The organism is Noviherbaspirillum sp. (assembly GCF_035254685.1).
Taxonomy (GTDB): domain Bacteria; phylum Pseudomonadota; class Gammaproteobacteria; order Burkholderiales; family Burkholderiaceae_D; genus Noviherbaspirillum.
Genome location: NZ_DATFAI010000037.1, coordinates 1 through 19289, shown reverse-complemented (window position 1 = coordinate 19289; position 19289 = coordinate 1). Strand labels below are relative to the sequence as shown.

Below are 19289 nucleotides of genomic sequence, written 5' to 3'. Positions count from 1 at the left end.
TTTGTCCATGGCACTTACTTTTTCCGTCATTACCTGCACCTGGAACAGCGAGCGCTACCTCGGCGAATCGATCGCATCGGTGCTGGCGCAAGACTATCCGCACATTGAATACATCTTTGTCGACGGCGGTTCCACCGACGGCACGCTCGACATGATCCACGCGCTGCAGCGTCCCTACAAATTGCTGGAGAACGTGCGCGGCGGCGTGAGCCGCGCCATGAACCAGGGCCTGAGCATTGCCACCGGCGACGTGATCGCCTACCTGCACTCGGATGACTATTACCTGCGGCCGGACATCCTGTCGACCGTCGCACGCCACCTTGAGGAGAGCGGGCGCGGCTGGCTGTTCGGGCGCACGATGGCGCTGATCGGACATGAGCTGCGTCCCGACAGCTACGTGGCACCGCGCTTCAGTTATCGCAATCTGTTGCGCGGCAATTTCGTGCCACACCCCGCCGCCTTCGTGCGGCGCGAGCTGATGATGCGCGCGGGCGGATTCAACACCACGCTCAAGTATGCGATGGACTATGACCTCTGGCTGAAGCTGGCGACCATCAGCGAACCGGTGCAACTGGACGAGGCGCTCACGGCCTTCCGCGAGCATGAGGGCAGCCTGTCCACCTCCTCGCGCACCCGCCTGGCCGCGATGGCGGAAGATTTCCGCGTGCGCCTTGCCTATGCCAGCAATAACCCGATCGAGCGGATCGCGCACTACGCGCGCTATTTCGTGCGCCGGCGCCGCATTCTTCAGGCGAAAGGTCACGCATGAGACGGCCCGAAATTTCGCTGATCCTCGCGACCGTGGGCCGCACGGATGAACTGGACCGCCTGTTCGAATCGCTTGCCGCGCAGACGTACAGCAATTTCGAAGTGGTTGTCGTGGACCAGAACAATGATGATCGCCTGCAGGCGCACCTGGATCGTGCGCGCTATCTCGGCATCGCCGTCAGGCACTTGAAGCACCATCCACCCAATCTTGCCGCCGCGCGCAACGCCGGCATCGAAGCCGCAAAGGGAAGATGGCTGGGCTTTCCGGACGACGACTGCTGGTACGACTCGCGCGTCCTGGAGCGCGTGGGGAGCCGCTTCGCCAGCACCGACAAGCCTTCCGGCCTCATTGTGCGCTGGGTGGAAGCGGACGAGCAGCCGCTCGCCGCATCCTCCTTGTCGTGGGAGCGCTCGCGCGCCTTCCGCGATATTCCGGTCAGTTCCATCACCCTGTTCTGCGATCGCGATCTGGCGCGAAAGATCGGTGGATTCGATGCACGCCTGGGCATCGGACAATGGTTCGGCGCCGGCGAGGAAACCGATTTCGTCCTGCGCGCGCTGCGCAACGGCGCGCTCATTGCCTATGAACCGCTGGCGGAAGTGCATCACGCCGTGAGGTCGGAGACACTGCAAGCCACGCCGCAGGCACGGCTTGCAGTGCGCCACCGCGCGCGTGGCACGGGCGCACTGTACGCCAAGCACCGCCTGCCCGCGTGGGTCATTGCCCGCGGCCTGGCGGCGCCGGTGCTGCGGCCCTTGCTGAAGGGATCCTTCGGCGCGGAGCTCGCGCTCGGTGTTGCAACGATGCTGGGCCGTATCGACGGCCTGCGGGGATGGCGGCGCATCAAGCCTTGAGTGCCGTGCCACGCGTGCACAGGCGAACCGCCTGAAAGCACGCCCCCTCGAAAAGTTCCGACCCGCGAAGCCCATTTCGATTCCCTCTGTGCAGCGTCAATCCGGAGCTGCAAGGGGTGATCTATTGTGTACACATTAAGTTACAAAACAGACCGCAGAGAAATTCATCGTGTTTGATGTAGGCCGGATCGGGAGAATTCTTCACGCTCAAAATCTGAACATCAGCTCGCATTGCGCGGGATCGACATCACAGGAAAAAAGCGCAACCGGATGAACGGACCTACATCAAACCGAAAGACCGTCACGGCGACGAATTGTTTTGCGGAGCAATTGCCCGCGAAGCGGGAACAACTCCACTATCTCAGGATGGATGAATCGAAAAGCAACAAGTGGCGCACTGCATCTTCCATTGAATCGCGCGGGCAATCCAGCCGGACGCGCAACGCCCCAATGATCAGGATCGCGCTCATCACCAACCACCCGCCGCCCTTCCGGATCCCTATCTACGAACAGATCGGAAACATGGCGGGCGTCGAGCTGCAGGCCGTGTTCTGCAGCGCGCGCGAGCCCAATCGTCAATGGGACGTGCCGCCGCTGCGCTTCAACCACGTCTTCCTGAAGGAACGATTTGTCACGCGCGGCTCGAATTTCATCCACAACAATCCGGATGTCATCGCCGTGCTGCATCGTCTTTCTCCCGACGTCATCATCACGACCGGGTTCAACCCGACCTTTCTGTATGCCTTCGCCTATGCTCAACTGAAGGGCATTCCGCACATTCCGATGACGGACGGCACCGACAGTTCCGAGCGCGCCCTGAGCCGCATGCACCGGATGATTCGCCGCTTCGTCTATTCTCGCTCGCGCGCATTCCTCGCCGCCAGCCACGGCGGCCTGCGCCTGTACCAGAGCTATGGCGTGCCGGCCAGCCGCTGCTTCCAGTCCTGCCTGTGCGTCGATAACGGGATGTACGCACAGCGCGCCGTCAGCGAAGAGAAGAAGCACGACCTGGTTTTCTGTGGACGCATCGTGCAGGAGAAGAATCCCTTGTTCGCGCTGGAGGTGGCCGAAGGCGTGGCAGAGCGTCTCGGGCGCCGGGTCAGCATCCTGTTCATCGGCACCGGCGAACAGGAAGAGGAAGTCCGCGCGGAAGCCGAGCGCAAGTCCTCGCTCGTCAACGTGGAATTCTACGGCCATGCAACGCAGGAGGAACTGCCCGCCCTGTACGGTTCGGCGCGCATCTTCCTTTTTCCTACGGCGCAGGACGTGTGGGGTGTGGTGGCCAATGAGGCCTGCGCTGCCGGCCTGCCGGTGATCGTCTCGCCACATGCCGGCGTGATCGGCGAGCTCGTCGTCAATGCAGACAACGGCTTCGTCTGCGAGCTGGATGCCGCGCGCTGGATAGAACACACCGCGCTGCTGCTGTCGGACGAGGCGCTCTACCAGCGCTTCGCCCAGCGCAGCCGCGCACTGGTCAGCCGCTACACCTTCGAGCACGCCGCAGCCGGCATCATCGATGCCTGCCGGTTCGCGCTGACGGAAACGAAATCAGGACAACCCAGGGCAAGCCGGAACGAAGCCGGCTGACCCGGCGGCGCCGGCTGTGCCCCCCGGCGCCGCATACCGCGTCACCTGCCAGCACAATGAAGATACTTGTCGCACACAATGCGTACCAGCACCGCGGAGGCGAGGACGTCGTCGTCGAGGCCGAAATCGCGCTGCTGCGCCGCTTCGGCCATGAGGTCGAGGTCTTTGCGCTGCATAACGACGCGCTGAACGGCATGTCGCGCCCGGCGGCCGCCGTCGCTGCCATCTGGTCGCAGCAGTCGGCGGCGCAGATCCACGACTTGTGCGACCGTTTCAGGCCGGACGTGATCCACGTGCACAACACCTTTCCCCTGATTTCACCTTCGCTGTACTGGGCGGCATCGAAGCACGACGTGCCCGTCGTGCAGACGCTGCACAATTTCCGTCTTCTTTGTCCGCAGGCGATCTTCCTGCGCGACGGGAAGATCTGCGAGGATTGCGTCGGCAGGCTGCCGTGGCGCGCGGTCACGCGCAAGTGCTATCGCGGATCGGCGGTGCAGTCCGCAGTCATCACGACGATGCTGGCGACGCACCGCGCCATCGGCACCTACCGGGAACGGGTGACGCGCTACATCGCGCTCAACCGCTTTGCGCGCGACAAGTACATCGAGGGAGGCTTGCCCGCGGAGCGCTTCAGGATCAAGCCCAACTTCGTGCAGGCCGCGCAATCGCCGTCCTGGGAGACGCGCAGCGGCGGCCTGTATGTCGGGCGGCTGTCGCAGGAAAAAGGCATTGGCGTGCTGAATGCGGCCATGCGCTCGGCGCGCGAGGTAACGGTGGAAGTCATCGGCGGCGGCCCGATGGAAGCGCCGGTCCGCGAGGTGTTCGGCGAGCGCTATCTCGGCGTGCGCACGCTGGACGAGATCATGGCACGCATGGGCAAGGCGCGATTTCTGGTGCTGCCCAGCATCTGCTATGAGAATTCGCCGCGCACCATTGTCGAGGCCTTTGCCTGCGGACTTCCGGTTATTGCCAGCCGGCTCGGCGCACTGGCCGACATGGTGCATGACGGCGTGACAGGCCTGCTCTTCAATCCTGCCGATCCCGCCGACCTTGCACGAAAAATGGATTGGGCAGCAGCCCATCCGGAACAGATGGCGCGCATGGGCTGCGCGGCCCGCGCCGACTATGACGCGCAATACACCCCTGAACGCAATTATGAAATGCTCATGGACATCTATGAAGACGCAATTTCAGCACGATATCGAGAATCCCGCGCTGCGCAAGGGCGAGGATCCCGCATCGCGTAAGGGCGAACATCCCGCACCGCGCGAAGTCGAGAGTCCCGCGCCGCGCGAAAGCGAGGACACCGGGCCGCGTGAAGGCCAGGCCGTCCTGGAAGCATTCATTGACGCGCTGTCGTGGGATGAGGCGATCGGGCGCATCACCCATTGGGGCACGGCGCATGAATCGCGCTATGTCTGCATCTGCAATGTGCATTCTGTCGTGACGACCACACAGGATGTCGAATTCAAGATCGCGGTGAACAACGCCGACATGGCGACCCCTGACGGCGCCCCCATTGCCTGGGCCTTGCGCCGCCTCGGCCATCCGTCGCAGGAGAGGATCAATGGCCCGGACCTGATGACGAAGTACCTTGCCGAAGCCGAACGTCTCGACCACAAGGTGTTCTTCTACGGCAGTACCGATGCGACGCTCGCGCGCCTGCGGGCGGAACTCGCGAAGAAGTATCCCCTGTTGCGTATCGCCGGCATGTATTCACCACCGTTCCGCCCGCTCTCGCTGGAGGAAGACGAGCAGGTGATCTCACTGATCAACGACTCGGGCGCGAACGTGGTTTTCGTCGGGCTCGGCTGCCCGAAGCAGGAGAAATGGATGGCAGACCATCGCGGCCGCGTCACGGCCGTGATGATCGGTGTGGGTGCCGCGTTCGACTATCATGCAGGCGTCATCAAGCGCGCCCCTTTATGGTGGCAGCGCAACGGCCTGGAATGGCTGTATCGTCTCGGCTCCGAACCGCGCCGTCTCTTCAAGCGCTACCTCGTCACCAACACCTTGTTCGTGGTGGGCTTCCTGCGCCAGATGCTCACGACCAAGGTGCCGGTGAGCGACACCGTGCCGGACTGAAGTCACCGCGACGAGTCAATTGCAGACGCGTTTGGCGCACTTTTTCTGCCACGCGAATCGTTTCTGCACGGAACCTGCATTGCGTCACCTCAAAGCGGACGTTTATGCAATGTCAATTGCGTAACAGCCAGAAATGGAATCATAGGCACGTCGTCATCAACGCATGATGACGTGCCTATGCATGGCCGAGCCGCCGTATTGAACGCGTCGCGATATCGGTAACGGCCATGCCGCCGTAGACACGATCAGGACCGTGCTCGCGCCGCCTTGAAACCTCTCATCCCCGAGCCTCAAGAATGAATGTGACCTCAGCGACCACAAGACAAAGCTATCGTCCGGACATTGACGGCATGCGGGCCATTGCCGTCCTCGCGGTCATCGCCTTTCATGCGAACCCCAGCCTCGTGCAAGGCGGATTCGTCGGCGTGGACATCTTTTTCGTCATTTCCGGATTCCTGATCACCGGCCTGATCGCCAAGGGCATCGAGGCCGGCAATTTCACGTTCACGGAGTTCTACACGCGACGCATCAAGCGGATCTTTCCGGCGTATATTCTGGTGGCGGTCACGACGCTGGCCGTGTCGTCCTATCTGCTCATCCCCAACGATTACATCTTCTACACGACCTCGCTGGCCGCATCGTTTGCCTTCGTATCGAACGTGTTTTTCTCGATGCTGAGCTGGGGGTATTTCGGCCAGCGCACCGAAGAATTTCCCTTGTTGCACACCTGGTCGCTGTCGGTGGAAGAGCAGTTCTACTTCATCTTTCCCATCCTGCTGATCTTCCTGTTCAAGTATCTGAGGAGGCATGTCGTCTCCGCATTGCTCCTGCTCGGCTGCCTCTTTGTCGCGCTGTCGCAGCTGAAAACGGGCGAAGTCAAATCCTACTTCCTGCTGACATCGCGCGCGCACGAACTCATCATAGGGGCAGTCGCCTGGTTCATTTCGCAGCGCGTTCCTGCCCGTCCGGGCATCCTCGCCAACCTGCTCGCGGCGGCCGGCCTGGCGCTCATGCTGGGATCTGTGTTCCAGATCAACCAGGGCATGCCCTACCCGGGCATCAACTCGCTCTATCCCTGCATCGGTGCTGCGCTGCTGATCTACGCCGGCAGCGCAGACAACATCCTCAGGCCCGTCCTCGCCAGCCGTGCGATGGTGCGCGTGGGGTTGATTTCCTATTCGCTCTATCTGTGGCACTGGCCGATCTTTTCCTTCCTGCGCTACCGCAGGATTGCCCTGACGCTTCCCGTCACCACGGCCGCGATCGCGCTTGCCTTCGCACTGTCCTGGCTGACGTGGAAGTTCGTTGAAGTCCCGATCCGCCGCAGCGGTGCGTTCCGCTTCCGCAAGGCTTTCGTGCAGCTCTATCTTGTGCCGGCAGCGGCTTTCATGAGCATCGGCCTCTATTCCTATTTGACGGAAGGCGCACCGGAACGCTTCTCCAGCGAGATCCGTGACCTGATTTCCAGCTACTCGTTCGAGCGCGACCTGGCACGCTCCTGCTCGATTCGTGCCGAAGACTACCAGAAGGTGACGATGGCGCACCTGATGCAGTACTGCGCGTTCGGCGACATGAGTCAGAAGAAAGCGGACATCCTCCTCATCGGCGACTCGCACGCTAACCACTTCAAGCCCTTTATCGACCAGCTCGCGAAGGATGCCGGCATGAAGGCCGTGTTCCACGTGCAGGGCGGATGCTTTCCGACGGAATTTCCACCGGCCGGCACGTCAGATGCAAACACTGTCGGTGCCTGCGAAAAGCGCAATGAAGACCTGCTTGAAATGGCGGGCAATTTCAAATATGTGGCTGTCGCCGGCTTCTGGGCATCAGAACCGCAGCGCCCCTTTGCCAGGACCATTCCGGCGCTCGTCGAGAAAATCCTGCAGGCAGGAGCCATTCCGGTCGTATTCAAGGACAATCCCTACTACGAACCTGACCTGTCGCGCTGCATCCTTTACCGCAAGCGCGGCTGGATCGGCCCCGAGCAGAACTGCAACATTCCCTACCGCTTCGTCGCGCAGTCGCAGGCGACGCCCGATGCGATCATCGACAGGATCAAGGCAAAACATCCTGAAGTGCTGGTGATCGATCCCAAGCGCATCATGTGCAACAAGGCAGAATGCCGGACCTACATACAGAACATCGCCCTGTACAAGGACGACAACCATATCAACACCAGGGCCGCTGCGCTGCTGGGAGATCAATATATTGCGAGGGAAGGCAATCCCTTCCTGCGCCCGGGCGTGATTCGCGCCGGAACAACGGGCACACCTGACGATCGCCCTCTCGCCGTGACATCACATTGAAGGCGGGCGCCCGCGATGCATGTCGCGGGAGTGCGGCAACAGGACGAACAATTGCATGGGGCGCGAAGGCGGCGCAGCGGTCTGAGCAGATCGCAGAGCAGATCGCATCCTTCGCGGCGGAGGCCGCTCCGTATTCAGGCGGATTGCACCGCGCGCGATTCGGGGAGCCATACGGCGCGCGCGGCCAGTTCTTCGTTGCTCACGCATTGCGCTGCCGGAATCCGGCTCGCCACATGCTGCAGGAAGTCATCAAACTCGCGCCAGGCATTGAGCTGGTCGATCTGTTTCGAATGTCCCCACAAATGGAACGTCGCCTTATGCCGGCATGCGTAATCGAACAGTGCATAGAGCCGGTGGATCCAGTTTTCATGCTGCATGACCAGGGCGAGCCCACCGAGCCTCTTGGTCCAGTGGCCTGAGCCGAGGAAATTGCGCAGGTAGACGGCGCGGTCGTGCGGGTAGAACTGGATGGTGGTCGGCATTTCGTAAGCCCTGCTGCCGGCGTCGAAGCACAGATTCATGGTCGTGCGCGCATAGGTGAAGCGGCAGGCCTTGACCAGTTCTACGTCGCGCGGACAGTAACGGCCGCCGGGGTAGCAGAAGCCGTTGACCGGTGCTCCCAGCAGGTCTTCGAGCTTCTTCTTGCCATCATTGATCTGGTGATAGGCGCGCCAGAGATCAACCTTCTTGAGATAGCAATGATCATAGGTGTGCGAGCCGATTTCAAAGTGGCGCCCAAGGTCCCTGATCTCTGCATCAGACAGCACCGCATCACCTTCACAATTCCTGATCGGGATGTAGAAGGTGCCGCGCAGGCCATGTTTGTGCAGCAGCTCTGCCGTTTTCAGATCTGATGGATGACCATCGTCAATCGAACAGGTGAATACAGGTCCCATCATCAGCTCCAGAATGCTTGTACCGGTCGTTGCTGCATGTTTTTGTGTTTGTGTTTATGTTTGGATTTGAAAGAAGTGGAATCACCATGCTGACGCAGCAACATCATCGCGCGGCACTCACACCGGACGGCGCGCCTTGCTGTCTTCGACTGCCGCCAGCGCGAAGCGGCAGGCATCGATCAGTCCTGCTGCGGCATTGTCGAAGGAATATTCACGCACCAGGTCGAGGCTGCGCCTGGAGAATTTTTCCCTTAGCTCCTCCTGCGCCAGCAACCTGGCTGCACGTTCGGCCCACATGTCCGCATCTAGCTCGCAGACAAATCCGTTTTCACCATCGAGCACCAGTTCGCCCGCGACACCGGCGTGAGGAGTAACGATGACCGGCAGGCCCGCGGCGCACGCCTCGTTGGCGACCACGCCCCAGACATCGGCGTGCGTGGGAAACAGAAAAATGCGCGCGGACTTGTACAGCGCGGGCAATTCCCGCTGCAGCGCGAATCCGTGAAAGTGGCAACCCACCAGATCCGTCTGCTGCGCGGCGGCCGTCTTGAGCCGGTCTTCCTCGCTGCCGGATCCGACGACCAGCATGTTGACCTTCCGCCCGAGCCGCCTCGCGGTTTCCCGTGCGACGTGCAAGGCGAACAGCGGCCCCTTTTCCGGAACCATGCGTCCGCAGAAGATCAGGTCGAATTTCTTTTCCGTCGGTTCGGCGGTCTTCATGAACGCGTCGTTGTCGGTGCAGAGATGGGAGCGAAAGCAGTGATCGGCGGGGACGCCATAGCTCTCATACAGCGTTCGCCCGCCAAGGCTCGCCGACAGGTAGGCCGCCGAATGCGAATACACAATCTTCCGCACCAGCTTGTGCACCCTGCTCAGGTTCTGCTCGGAAAGATAGGTGCCATCGGTCAGCGGAATGCGCGGGATGCCCTTCAGCCATGCATAGAAGAATGCGTAGAGATGCGTCGGGTTCAATCCATCGAGTACCAGCAGGTCGGGCGCGAAGCGCTGCAGCGCGGGAATGACGTCGGGATTGTTGTGGATATAGCGCCCGTTCACCGTCTTGATCCTGTCGCGCAGAAATACATGATCGAACTCGCAAGGTGGAAGATCCCATTGCCGGTTGGGTTCGCGTTTCGCGCAGAAGATCACTTGCACGGTAAATCCCGGCATGCGCGCAACGCGGTTGAACACCGGAATGCGGTATGGCGGCGGCTCGTTGGTGAGAATCGCAAGTCTTGTCATGGGTTAATCTTAAAGTGTGGAGCAAAGCCATAGATGACGTAAATCATGGAAAAGCCGAAATGCGAAGCATTGCTGTGCTCGCATCCCTTCAGGCTTTCCATGGGGCACGGGCTCGTGACGATTGAATGCGCGCAGCGCCGCCGACGCGGGTACATGGATGAGACAGGCAGCATCTTGCGGTTTTGCGGAAGGCTTACATGAGAAAAGGAAGCGGGCACGCGGGTATCCCGGGAGCCAGCATCATGACAGTCGATGCGACCGCGAAAGAAGTCCGCACTTGAAAAGACCCGGGAAGGCTCGCAACAGGCAAACACATTACCGCGCACTCCTCTTTCAGGAAATCGTCCACGCGGCACGTCAGGCATTGTTTTTGGCGCACGGAGCAAAAATTCAGTTCTCCGGATTCGACTGCAACAAACACCGCCTTCGCAGGCCCGCCATTGCAGACAGCGAGTGGCGCAAGCCGGTGGCCGCTTCGACCAGTTTCCTGATGCGCTTCGAGAGCGGCCTGTCACCGTACTTGAGCCACAGCTTCGCACGACGCAGGTAGCCTTCCCGCGCTGCTTCCCATGCCATGTTCGCATTGAGCGCAAAGTGCAGCCATGAGCGGTACACATGCACATTGTCCAGGTCCCGCTGCACCGCGCCCAATGCATACTTGTATTCGTAACGCCCCCAAAGGAAATGGAATTCATGCGCGCCGCGCGCGATGCAGGCGCACATCGTCAGGTAGCAGCAGAGGAACCCGACCCAGTAATCGTCATAGGCGGGATCGTGTGAAAGCAGGTTCAGGAAGTAGTTGTTCCCTGCCCTGTAGCTGACGGCGCCGGCACATATCCGGCCGTCGATCCTTGCAATGCCGACCAGGCCGCACGCTTGCGCCAGGCTGATGATGTGCCGCGTTTCTTCTTCATCGATGTTGGCGACCACATTCTTTTCCGCCATGCGCATGCGATTGAATGCAATCAGCGCGCGGATTTCCTTTTCGTCCACCTCTCCGCACTCATGCACCTCGAAGCTGAACGAGGGGAAGCGCCGCATGAGCCGGTCCATGTAACGCTTGATGTTGCGCCGGGTGTTCTTTCCAAGGCTGGCGAGATATTCCTGCGTGGTGGTCGGCAATGCGAGCGCGAGGTCTTCGAGATGATTGAAGCGCTGCATCGGGAATGCAGAGTGCTCTATGTCGGTTTCGATTGCCTTCAGCGAGATGACCTGGATCGATCTGTCCTGCGAAAAAAGGCACTGCGCAAACCGGTTGAGTTCATCCGCGCCGATCCTGATCCCCTGGTTGAGCACCCTCACCCTGCCACGCCGGCGCTCGAACACGATCAGTGTCGTGATCTTCCCGTTGGTCCGCTCCACGTAAGTGCCGGTGTCTGCGCCGGACCAGCCGTAGATCCTGAATTCGAGCAGAGATGAAAAGATATTGCCGTACAGTCGCTCGATTTCCGCCTCGACGAAGGGAGGAACTTCATCGTCATAACAGGAAATCGTGATTCCTTGATGCTCCATGATTTTCCAGCCGTCAAAACCAAAGACACGGAGAATGGCGTTCATGCCATTTCAAAAAGGGCCGCCCTGCCTTGTTCTTTATTCTTGCCCGCCGGATGAGAATTCCGGGCGTCTCCGCCGTGGAAATGTGCGGTTGATGGTGGCGAGCGGGAGTAATCCGTCTGACAGTATCCCGCAGCGTCCAAGCGGAGCTTTGAGTTACTACAACAATTCGCTGATGATGCAGCTATGCGGCTTGTGCGGTGTTGCGCTGTGTTTTGACGAGACGAAAAAAAGGCCGGCAAACATGCCGGCCTTCGTCTTGATGGCGCCCACTGCTTCCAGGGGCTTCATGCCAGTATTACTTGAACTTCCAGGCGCGCACGTAATTGACTTCGTACGAATTCGCCTTGCCCTGCGGGGTCGAGTTGTCCGGGGAGCCCGATGCGCTGCCGAACCACAGGTCCAGCATGATGTACATCGGATCGCTCATCGTGGCGTTGACCACGAGGACTTCCTTGCCGTCAAAGTAGTAGGTCTGCTTGGTCGGTTCCCACTTCACTGCGTACTTGTGGAATCCGGCCGACAGGTCGGTGCCGGTGTCAAACTGGCGCGTGCCCATCAACTGGCCGTCGGTATCGCCCTTCCACACGGTCGGTGCGTAGGCTTGCGGATGCGAGACGCCACTGGAATCGGTGAAGCCCCACGGCGCTGCGCCGCCTGCATAAGCTTCCATCACATCCATTTCAGGACGGCGGCTGTCGATATGGTTGAACAGCCAGAATGCCGGCCACGTGCCTTTGCCTTGCGGCAGCTTCGCTTCGATTTCGAAGTAGCCGTAGGTCTGATAGTACTTGCCGTCGGTGTCGACCGTGCGGTTGAAGAAGTTGCCGTTCGCATCGCGCTGCGGCCAGATCTTCAGCTTGCCATCTTCAACGGTGTAGTTCTTCGTCGCGTTGGACGAGTCATACCACATGTGGTCATTCCAAAGGCTGCTGTTGAAGCTGTCGAACTCTTCCGAGAAGGTCAGCGTGTAAGCAGTCGCATCCTGGCCGAACGGATTCTTGGCGTCGGTTGCGGGTGCGGTTGTTTGAACAGCCTCAAGAATATTTGCTGTTGATGGTGAAGTCGCAGTGGTAGTGGTAGTCGCCGCCGTGGTGCCCGTCGTGGTGGGTTGTACAGAAGCAGACGGTTGCACTTGCGAAGTCGAGGCGAGGGTTTGCGTGGACGATGCATCGGCAGCAGGGCCGACACCGCCACCGCCGCCGCAGGCGATCAGTACGGTTGTAGAAGCGCAACACAGTGCGGAAATCGCGAATCGGTGAAAAGTCAGTTTAAACAAAACAGTTCCTCTCTCTTTAAATTGATGGTAGCCAATAATTCTCGCTAGCAAGTGCATGTCAGAGCTTGCTCGCCGGAAAATGGTTCCGGGAAATTTCCTCGAAACACGAAAAAAGCGGGCTTTTTTTCCGATTTGTAAGTTGCCTGACAACGAATCGTTTGCCGTTCTGCAAACAGATGTGTCAATGCGGCAAGGAGAAAGGAGTGGCGCCGCAGAAGTACTTTTCCTGCGCAGGGTGGCAGATGCTGCCGGGCCACAGGTCGAGCATGCCAACAGGACAATGCTTCGCACGTGCAATTCAGGGGCAGCTGAATGTCCGCCCGTGGACGCCCGTTAAACGGGCGTAGCGCTCTTCGATGCTTCTTGAGGCATTCGCGGCATGCGGCGCATCCGTTGGCCTTCAGAAGCGCTTGCAATGCCCTGCGGCATTTTGTGCTGTACAGGCGGGTGAATAAGCGAGCATGAAAAAAGGCCGGCATGCATGCCGGCCTTCGTGCTTGCCGCGATGCCCCTGTTGCCAGGTGACCCGCGGCCTGTTCAATGCATGTTATTTAAACTGCCATGCGCGCACGTAGTTGATTTGGTACGAATTCGTCTTGCCCTGCGGCGTCGAATTGTCTGGCGTGCCCGATGCGCTGCCGAACCACAGGTCGAGCATGATGTACATCGGATCGCTCATCGTGGCGTTGACCACCAGGACTTGCTTGCCATCGAAGTAATAGGTCTGCTTGGTCGGTTCCCACTTCACTGCATACTTGTGGAATCCAGCCGACAGGTCCAGGCCGGTGTCGAACTGGAGCGTACCCATCAATTGGCCATCGTAGTCGCCCTTCCACACGGTCGGCGCGTAGGCTTGCGGATGCGAGATGCCGCTGGAATCAGTGAAGCCCCACGGTGCTGCGCCACCTGCATAGGCTTCCATCACATCCATTTCAGGACGACGGGTGCCAACGTGGTTGAACAGCCAGAACGCCGGCCAGGTGCCCTTGCCTTGTGGGAGCTTCGCGTCGATCTCGAAGTAGCCATAGGTCTGGTAGTACTTGCCGTCGGTATCGATGGTGCGGTTGAAGAAGTTGCCGTTCCCATCACGCTGCGGCCAGATCTTCAGCACGCCGTTTTCCACCGTATAGTTCTTGGTCGCGTTCGAGGTCTCGTACCAGATGTGATCATTCCACAAACCGGTGTTGTAGCTGTTGAAGTCTTCCGAGAAGGTTTGTGTATACAGGCTGGCGTCCTGGCCGTAGGGACCTGACGCTGTCGTCGTGGTCGGCGAAGTCGTCGTGGAAGTTGACGTAGACGTTGATGTAGACGTTGATGTAGACGTTGATGTGGACGTTGATGTCGATGTCGATGTTGTCACAGCATAATCACAGACCTTGTCGGCACCCGGATACGGATCGCCGAACACGTCATTGCTGCAAGCGATGGAACCGGTGGCAGTCTTGTAAGCCCACGTGGTGTTAAGGCCATAACGCACCTGTGCGGTGCCGGAGAACGAGCAGGTTCCGTTCTCGACAGCGCAACGCGTCCAACTCGTTGTCGTTGTGGTCGGTGCTGGTGCTGGTGCAGGAGCAGGAGCAGGAGCCGGTGCCGGTGCAGGAGCAGGAGCAGGCGCCGGTGCTGTCGTTGTTGTAGTTGCAAAGTCGCAGACCTTGTCAGCGCCAGGATAAGGATCGCCGAACACGTTATTGTTGCAACCGATGGAACCGGTAGCAGTCTTGTACGCCCACTTGCCGCTCAGGCCATAACGCACGGTCTTCGTTCCGGAGAATGTGCAAGTACCCTCTTCGACGGCGCAACGCGTCCAGGTAGTGGTGCTGGTAGTGGTCGTCGCCATGAGCGTCGTATCACCGTTAGCAGATGCGGTTTGTGCTGCAGGATCGCCCGATGTGCCGCCGCCGCAGGCAGCAAGAAGAACCGCCGCGCAGGCGGAAGACAGCGAGGCGATCGACGTACGACGATTGAAAGATAATTTCGACAAGATGGTCCCCTTCTCACAATGAAAGTTTGCTGATACTCGTCAGCAAGAGTTTCATCTGAGCATTTCCGATCAGAAATAGTTCCGGTCGGACAGTTGATTCGGGGCATTTATTTTTGTAACTTTGCGTTACGGCGCGGCAAGCGTGGCAAGAAAGGAAATGAATGGACAGCAGCGCGCGAAGAAGCGCGGGACGCTCCTTCGTGTCTTGTCAGAATGCTTCAGAGATGGGGAATTGAAACGTCAATCGCGCTCAACGCGATGCTTGAATTGCCACGCCCTGACGTAATTCACTTCGAAGGAATTGTGCTTTCCCTCCGGCGTGGTTTCGTCCGGATCGCCGCTGGCACTGCCGAACCACAGGTCGACCATCAGGTACATCGGATCCGACATGCGCTCCGCGACCTCCAGCACTTTCTTGCCGTCGAAATAGAAAGTATGTCCATGCGGCTCCCATTTCACGGCGTACTTGTGAAACCTGGTAGACAAATCGACACCGGTATCGAACTGTCGCGCGCCGATCGACGTGCCCTCGTCGCGCCACACTGTCACGGCATACGCGCGCGGCCGCGCAACGCCCGAGTCATCCACGAATCCCCATGGATCGACGCCACCGGGATAGGCTTCCATGATGTCGATCTCGGGACGCCGCTTGCCGGGATGCGCGAAGAGCCAGAAGGCAGGCCAGGTGCCTTTGCCGCGCGGGAGCTTCGCCTCGATTTCGAAATAGCCGTAGGTCTGCTCGAACTTGCCATCAGTGTCGATCGTCCTGTTGAAGAACTTGCCGGACGCATCGCGCTGCGGCCATATCTTGAGCAGGCCGTATTCGACGTGATAGTTCTTTGTCGGATTGGACGTCTCGTACCAGATGTGATCGTTCCAGCGGTTCGTGTCGAAACCATCGAACTCTTCCGAAAACGTCAGCACATAATCATCGCCATTCTGTCCATACGGCGACTTGTCGACGCGCTTCGGCGATTTAACCATCTTCTTCACGACATTCGTCACGGTCGCAGGCGCATCGCCTCCCGCACTGCTTTCTTCGCATCCGGCAGAAGACGCAAGCGCCAGGAATGCGCCAAGCAGCACAGCATGTCGCAAGTGTTTTCGTGTGTGCATGATCGTCTCCGTGCACTGACGTCAGGTAGCGGAGATCAACCAGACCGGATCAAGCATGATCAGCAAACCCGTTTGGATTCATGCTCTGCCAGCGCCAGTGATCGGCACACATTTCCGCCAGCCCCCGTTTCGCCTTCCAGTCGAGCACATGCTGCGCCAGCGCAGGGTCGGCATAGCACGTCGCGATGTCGCCCGGACGACGTGACACGATCTGGTAAGGAATCGCGCGCCCGCTGGCCTCTTCGAATGCACGCACCATCTCGAGCACGCTGTATCCCTGCCCCGTTCCGAGGTTAACCGTGAAGCCCTGGCCGGAACGGAATATCTCGCGCAACGCCGCGACATGCCCGAGCGCGAGATCCACGACGTGGATGTAATCGCGCACGCCGGTGCCGTCCGCCGTGGGATAGTCGTTGCCGAACACCGACAGCCGCTCGCGCCGGCCGATCGCCACTTGCGCAATGTACGGCATCAAGTTGTTCGGAATGCCGCGCGGGTCTTCACCGATCAGGCCACTCGCATGCGCGCCGGCCGGATTGAAGTAGCGCAGCACACCGATTGCCCAGGACGGATCGGATTTCGCCAGATCCGCCAGCACCTGCTCGACCATCAGCTTCGATCGTCCATAGGGATTGGTTACCGACAGCCGTGCCGATTCGGTCAGCGGCACAAACTCCGGATCGCCGTAGACGGTGGCCGACGAGCTGAACAGGAATCTCTTGATGTCCGCCTCGCGCAGCACCTGCAGCAAGGTGACCGTTCCGCTCACGTTGTTCTCGAAATACGCCAGCGGATCTTCCACCGATTCGCCGACGGACTTGAGCCCGGCAAAATGAATGACGGCATCGATGCGATGCGTCTTCAGCAAAGCGACCAATGCCGCCCTGTCGCGCACATCAGCCTCATAGAACGGGATCAGGTGGCCAGTGATTTTCTCGACCCGCCTGAGCGACTCGGCCGAGCTGTTGCAAAGGTTATCGAGTGCCACGACGGCATGGCCGGCCGACAGGAGTTCGACGCAGGTGTGCGAACCGATATAGCCCGCTGCTCCGGTAACGAGAATGGTCTTGTGTGTCGTCATGTTGGAAAATGTCAGTCATGCCGGAGTACGCAGAATTTCCGCGCATCCCGCTCTGGAGCGGGATGCGCGGGAAAACCGTGCCTGCGGCAGATCGTCTTGCCGTTGCTGCAAGGCAGCGCCATGCAGCCCTGTATGGTCCTTACGCCGCCTGTTCCGTCAAGTGAAGGCTGGACGTGCGGATCTGCTCTGCGATATGGTCGGACAGCCGGAACGCCAGCGCCGCCAGGGTGATGGTCGGGAAGTTCGCGCCCGCCGTGGGGAATACCGAGCTGCCCGCCACATACAGGTTCGACATGCCATGCACCTTGCAATTGCGATCCACCACGCCGTGCTTTGGGGAATCATGCATGCGCGTCGTGCCCATGTGGTGCCATGTTCCTTCGAGGTCGGACGGCCACTTCTGGCCTTCCATCGGCGGGTCGAGCTCGACCTGCGCCACGCCGCTGCGATGCATATCGTCCGCCATGATCGCCAGGGTGCGGTCGATGGTGCGCTGCACGTTCCTGCCCAGGCGCCAGTCGACGCGGACGCGGTTCATGCCGAGCTGGTCTTTCTGCGACGGTGACAACATCACGCGGCTGTCCGGGTCGGGTTCCGGTTCCACGATGAGTTGGAACTTCACGCCCTGGATCAGCCAGCGCGGCTGGAACAGGCGCGTATAGCCATAGCCGACGGTATCGATCGGATGCGCCAGCATGGTCAGGACATCCTTCGACAGGCTCCAGTCTTCCTGGTCCTTCTGGAGCAGCGCCTGCTTGATGCGGAACAGCGCCTGCGCGCCTTCGCTGCCTTCGCCCGGGAACAGAGAGCAGAACCAGACGCGTGCGTTCAACAGCCTTTCCTCGCGCAGCACATCCTCCGTCAGCGCAAACTGGTGCGCGACGTGCGTGCCGAACGCCGCGACTGCGGAATTCATGTAGTGGTACTTCACGTCGGACAACTTGTTCCGCGCCCATTCCCTGGACCATTTGATGTTGCCGATGTAGCGTCGAGGATGGTCCATGAAAAAGCGCCCGACCAGGTCGTTGCCATTGCCAACGCCGCATGGCTGCACCTTGTTCGATGCCAGCAGGAGGCGCGGATTCTCGATGCCGCCGGTGGCAAGGATGTAGTACTTGGCGGTGACCTCCATGTACTTGCCGGTCAGCGTCGCCACCTGGATGCGCGTCACTGAATGTGCCGAACGGTCGGTGTCGATGTTGGTGGCGTTCGCATACAGGAACACGCGAATGCGCGGCGAACGCTTCAGGGTCTCGCGGTACAGCTTGCCCATGCGTGCCGGCGGGCTGAACTGCGAAATGGTGTCGCGCACCTTGCCGGTGACGAGCGGCATGCGGCGCACGTCGGGGCGGTCGATCGACCTTTCCCAGAATTCCGGATCGTAGTTGTTCGGGCCGAGCTTGAGCAGTGCATGCGTGCGGTCGTAGTACGGCAGCAGCTCGTCCAGTCCGAACGGCCAGCCGCTGTGCGGTATCCAGTCACGCTGTTCCATGTCCCATGGATCGAGCGGCCTGCACCATCCGCCCCAGCAGTTGCTGCTGCCGCCAAGGAAGCGGCTGCGGCTGCCGTCGGCAAAGCTGTAACGCCATTCGCCCACGTCCTCGCCGCGATACAGATCGCGTGTGCCGTCGTCAGGGGCAAAGCCACCGCTTTCAAGCAGGCAGACATCGACCCCCTGCTTGTCCAGCTCCATCGCGAGCGTGATGCCCGCAACACCTCCGCCAATGATGCAAACAGTGGCTTGGACCGTTGTACCTTGCTCAACCCGTCGCGTATCGATAAACATCTTGTTCTTCTTCCCTCGAGTGAAAAATTCGTCCGTCGATCGAAAAATTCCGTGCTTCGCAGACTCCCTCAAATCACATCGGCCGTTTCGAAAATAGGTCGTATTTCGATCGACGGTGTTGATGTACGTTAGACAGTCGCTATTCACGGGTCAAAAGAACGCCGCACGGAAATCTCCTGTCAGAACGGCAAGGCCGCATCCGGCTTGACGGCGAGGATGGCGCGCCGGAACTCGCCCTGGATGCGCTGCAGCGCCTGTTGCGATTCGCCCTCGAAGCGCAGCACCACCACCGGCGTTGTGTTCGACGAGCGCGCCAGCCCGAAACCGTCCGCATACTCGACCCGCACGCCGTCGATCGTCACGATCTGCTCCGCGCCGGGAAACTTCGCCTCCTGCTGCAACCGCCCGATCAGCGCCGCGTTCTCCCCTTCCTGCATCTGCAGGTGCAGCTCCGGTGTGCTGGTCGACTGCGGCAACGCATTGAGCACTGCCGACGGATCCTTCTCGCGGCTCAGCAGCTCCAGCAGCCGCGCCCCCGCGTACAGCCCATCGTCGAAACCGTACCAGCGGTCCTTGAAGAAAATGTGCCCGCTCATCTCGCCGCCCAGCGGCGCACCCGTCTCGCGCATCTTCGCCTTGACCAGCGAATGCCCGGTCTTCCACATCAGCGGCCGGCCGCCATGCTTTTCGACCCATGATGCGATGTGCCGCGTGCATTTCACGTCGTACAGAATGTTCTCGCTTGGATGG

General features: G+C 60.0%; 15 protein-coding genes and 1 pseudogene. 6 read left to right on the top strand and 10 right to left on the bottom strand.

What is annotated here, in order from left to right; genetic code table 11:
• Positions 1–7: 7 nt before the first annotated feature.
• From VJ698_RS16145 to VJ698_RS16120, 6 genes are all read left to right on the top strand, one after another.
• Positions 8–769 (top strand): glycosyltransferase family 2 protein, encoded by a 762-nt coding sequence (locus tag VJ698_RS16145; protein WP_324103814.1) that lies wholly within the window; start codon positions 8–10, stop codon positions 767–769.
• Positions 766–1623 carry a glycosyltransferase family A protein gene (locus tag VJ698_RS16140; RefSeq protein WP_324103813.1) on the top strand — a complete coding sequence of 286 codons (858 nt, stop codon included), beginning with the start codon at positions 766–768 and terminating at the stop codon, positions 1621–1623. Before VJ698_RS16145 ends, VJ698_RS16140 begins: the two co-directional genes overlap by 4 nt.
• A 450-nt stretch (positions 1624–2073) precedes the next feature.
• Positions 2074–3210 (top strand): glycosyltransferase family 4 protein, encoded by a 1137-nt coding sequence (locus tag VJ698_RS16135; protein ID WP_324103812.1) that lies wholly within the window; start codon positions 2074–2076, stop codon positions 3208–3210.
• A 56-nt stretch (positions 3211–3266) separates the two neighbouring features.
• Complete coding sequence (locus VJ698_RS16130) at positions 3267–4460, top strand: glycosyltransferase family 4 protein (protein WP_324103811.1); 1194 nt, start codon at positions 3267–3269, stop codon at positions 4458–4460.
• Positions 4390–5298 (top strand): WecB/TagA/CpsF family glycosyltransferase, encoded by a 909-nt coding sequence (locus VJ698_RS16125; RefSeq protein ID WP_324103810.1) that lies wholly within the window; start codon positions 4390–4392, stop codon positions 5296–5298. Before VJ698_RS16130 ends, VJ698_RS16125 begins: the two co-directional genes overlap by 71 nt.
• Positions 5299–5594: 296 nt before the next feature.
• Positions 5595–7604: an acyltransferase family protein gene (locus VJ698_RS16120; RefSeq protein ID WP_324103809.1), complete on the top strand. Its 2010-nt coding sequence runs from the start codon at positions 5595–5597 to the stop codon at positions 7602–7604.
• Between the two features lie 134 nt (positions 7605–7738).
• Here the strand turns inward: VJ698_RS16120 and VJ698_RS16115 are convergent, their stop codons facing one another.
• The 10 genes and pseudogenes from VJ698_RS16115 to VJ698_RS16070 all read right to left on the bottom strand — a co-directional run.
• A complete protein-coding gene (locus tag VJ698_RS16115) occupies positions 7739–8503 on the bottom strand; it encodes a polysaccharide deacetylase family protein (RefSeq protein ID WP_324103808.1) in 765 nt (254 codons plus the stop codon).
• A 114-nt stretch (positions 8504–8617) separates the two neighbouring features.
• Positions 8618–9742, bottom strand: coding sequence for a glycosyltransferase family 4 protein (locus VJ698_RS16110; RefSeq protein WP_324103806.1), 1125 nt, complete (start codon positions 9740–9742; stop codon positions 8618–8620).
• A 390-nt stretch (positions 9743–10132) separates the two neighbouring features.
• Positions 10133–11254, bottom strand: coding sequence for a GNAT family N-acetyltransferase (locus VJ698_RS16105; RefSeq protein WP_324103805.1), 1122 nt, complete (start codon positions 11252–11254; stop codon positions 10133–10135).
• A gap of 201 nt (positions 11255–11455) precedes the next feature.
• Positions 11456–11587 carry a hypothetical protein gene (locus VJ698_RS16100; protein WP_324103804.1) on the bottom strand — a complete coding sequence of 44 codons (132 nt, stop codon included), beginning with the start codon at positions 11585–11587 and terminating at the stop codon, positions 11456–11458.
• 7 nt (positions 11588–11594) lie between these two features.
• Positions 11595–12575 (bottom strand): glycoside hydrolase family 16 protein, encoded by a 981-nt coding sequence (locus VJ698_RS16095; protein ID WP_324103803.1) that lies wholly within the window; start codon positions 12573–12575, stop codon positions 11595–11597.
• A gap of 547 nt (positions 12576–13122) precedes the next feature.
• A complete protein-coding gene (locus VJ698_RS16090; RefSeq protein ID WP_324103802.1) occupies positions 13123–14556 on the bottom strand; it encodes a glycoside hydrolase family 16 protein in 1434 nt (477 codons plus the stop codon).
• A 240-nt stretch (positions 14557–14796) separates the two neighbouring features.
• Positions 14797–15672, bottom strand: a complete 876-nt coding sequence (locus VJ698_RS16085; protein ID WP_324103801.1) for a glycoside hydrolase family 16 protein — start codon at positions 15670–15672, stop codon at positions 14797–14799.
• Between the two features lie 49 nt (positions 15673–15721).
• Complete coding sequence (gene galE / locus VJ698_RS16080; RefSeq protein WP_324103800.1) at positions 15722–16753, bottom strand: UDP-glucose 4-epimerase GalE; 1032 nt, start codon at positions 16751–16753, stop codon at positions 15722–15724.
• Between the two features lie 139 nt (positions 16754–16892).
• Positions 16893–18539 carry a GMC family oxidoreductase gene (locus VJ698_RS16075; protein WP_324103799.1) on the bottom strand — a complete coding sequence of 549 codons (1647 nt, stop codon included), beginning with the start codon at positions 18537–18539 and terminating at the stop codon, positions 16893–16895.
• A 179-nt stretch (positions 18540–18718) separates the two neighbouring features.
• Positions 18719–19289 (bottom strand): annotated as a pseudogene (locus tag VJ698_RS16070) (phosphomannomutase/phosphoglucomutase); the annotation flags it as partial.

Excerpts from the sequence above, each read along its gene's own strand:
- galE (WP_324103800.1), bottom strand. The coding sequence starts at position 16,753 with ATGACGACACACAAGACCATTCTCGTTACCGGAGCAGCGGGCTATATC.
- VJ698_RS16140 (WP_324103813.1), top strand. The coding sequence starts at position 766 with ATGAGACGGCCCGAAATTTCGCTGATCCTCGCGACCGTGGGCCGCACG.
- VJ698_RS16135 (WP_324103812.1), top strand. The coding sequence starts at position 2,074 with ATGATCAGGATCGCGCTCATCACCAACCACCCGCCGCCCTTCCGGATC.
- VJ698_RS16085 (WP_324103801.1), bottom strand. The coding sequence starts at position 15,672 with ATGCACACACGAAAACACTTGCGACATGCTGTGCTGCTTGGCGCATTC.
- VJ698_RS16075 (WP_324103799.1), bottom strand. The coding sequence starts at position 18,539 with ATGTTTATCGATACGCGACGGGTTGAGCAAGGTACAACGGTCCAAGCC.
- VJ698_RS16120 (WP_324103809.1), top strand. The coding sequence starts at position 5,595 with ATGAATGTGACCTCAGCGACCACAAGACAAAGCTATCGTCCGGACATT.
- VJ698_RS16115 (WP_324103808.1), bottom strand. The coding sequence starts at position 8,503 with ATGATGGGACCTGTATTCACCTGTTCGATTGACGATGGTCATCCATCA.
- VJ698_RS16110 (WP_324103806.1), bottom strand. The coding sequence starts at position 9,742 with ATGACAAGACTTGCGATTCTCACCAACGAGCCGCCGCCATACCGCATT.
- VJ698_RS16145 (WP_324103814.1), top strand. The coding sequence starts at position 8 with ATGGCACTTACTTTTTCCGTCATTACCTGCACCTGGAACAGCGAGCGC.
- VJ698_RS16125 (WP_324103810.1), top strand. The coding sequence starts at position 4,390 with ATGAAGACGCAATTTCAGCACGATATCGAGAATCCCGCGCTGCGCAAG.
- VJ698_RS16130 (WP_324103811.1), top strand. The coding sequence starts at position 3,267 with ATGAAGATACTTGTCGCACACAATGCGTACCAGCACCGCGGAGGCGAG.
- VJ698_RS16100 (WP_324103804.1), bottom strand. The coding sequence starts at position 11,587 with ATGAAGCCCCTGGAAGCAGTGGGCGCCATCAAGACGAAGGCCGGCATG.
- VJ698_RS16105 (WP_324103805.1), bottom strand. The coding sequence starts at position 11,254 with ATGGAGCATCAAGGAATCACGATTTCCTGTTATGACGATGAAGTTCCT.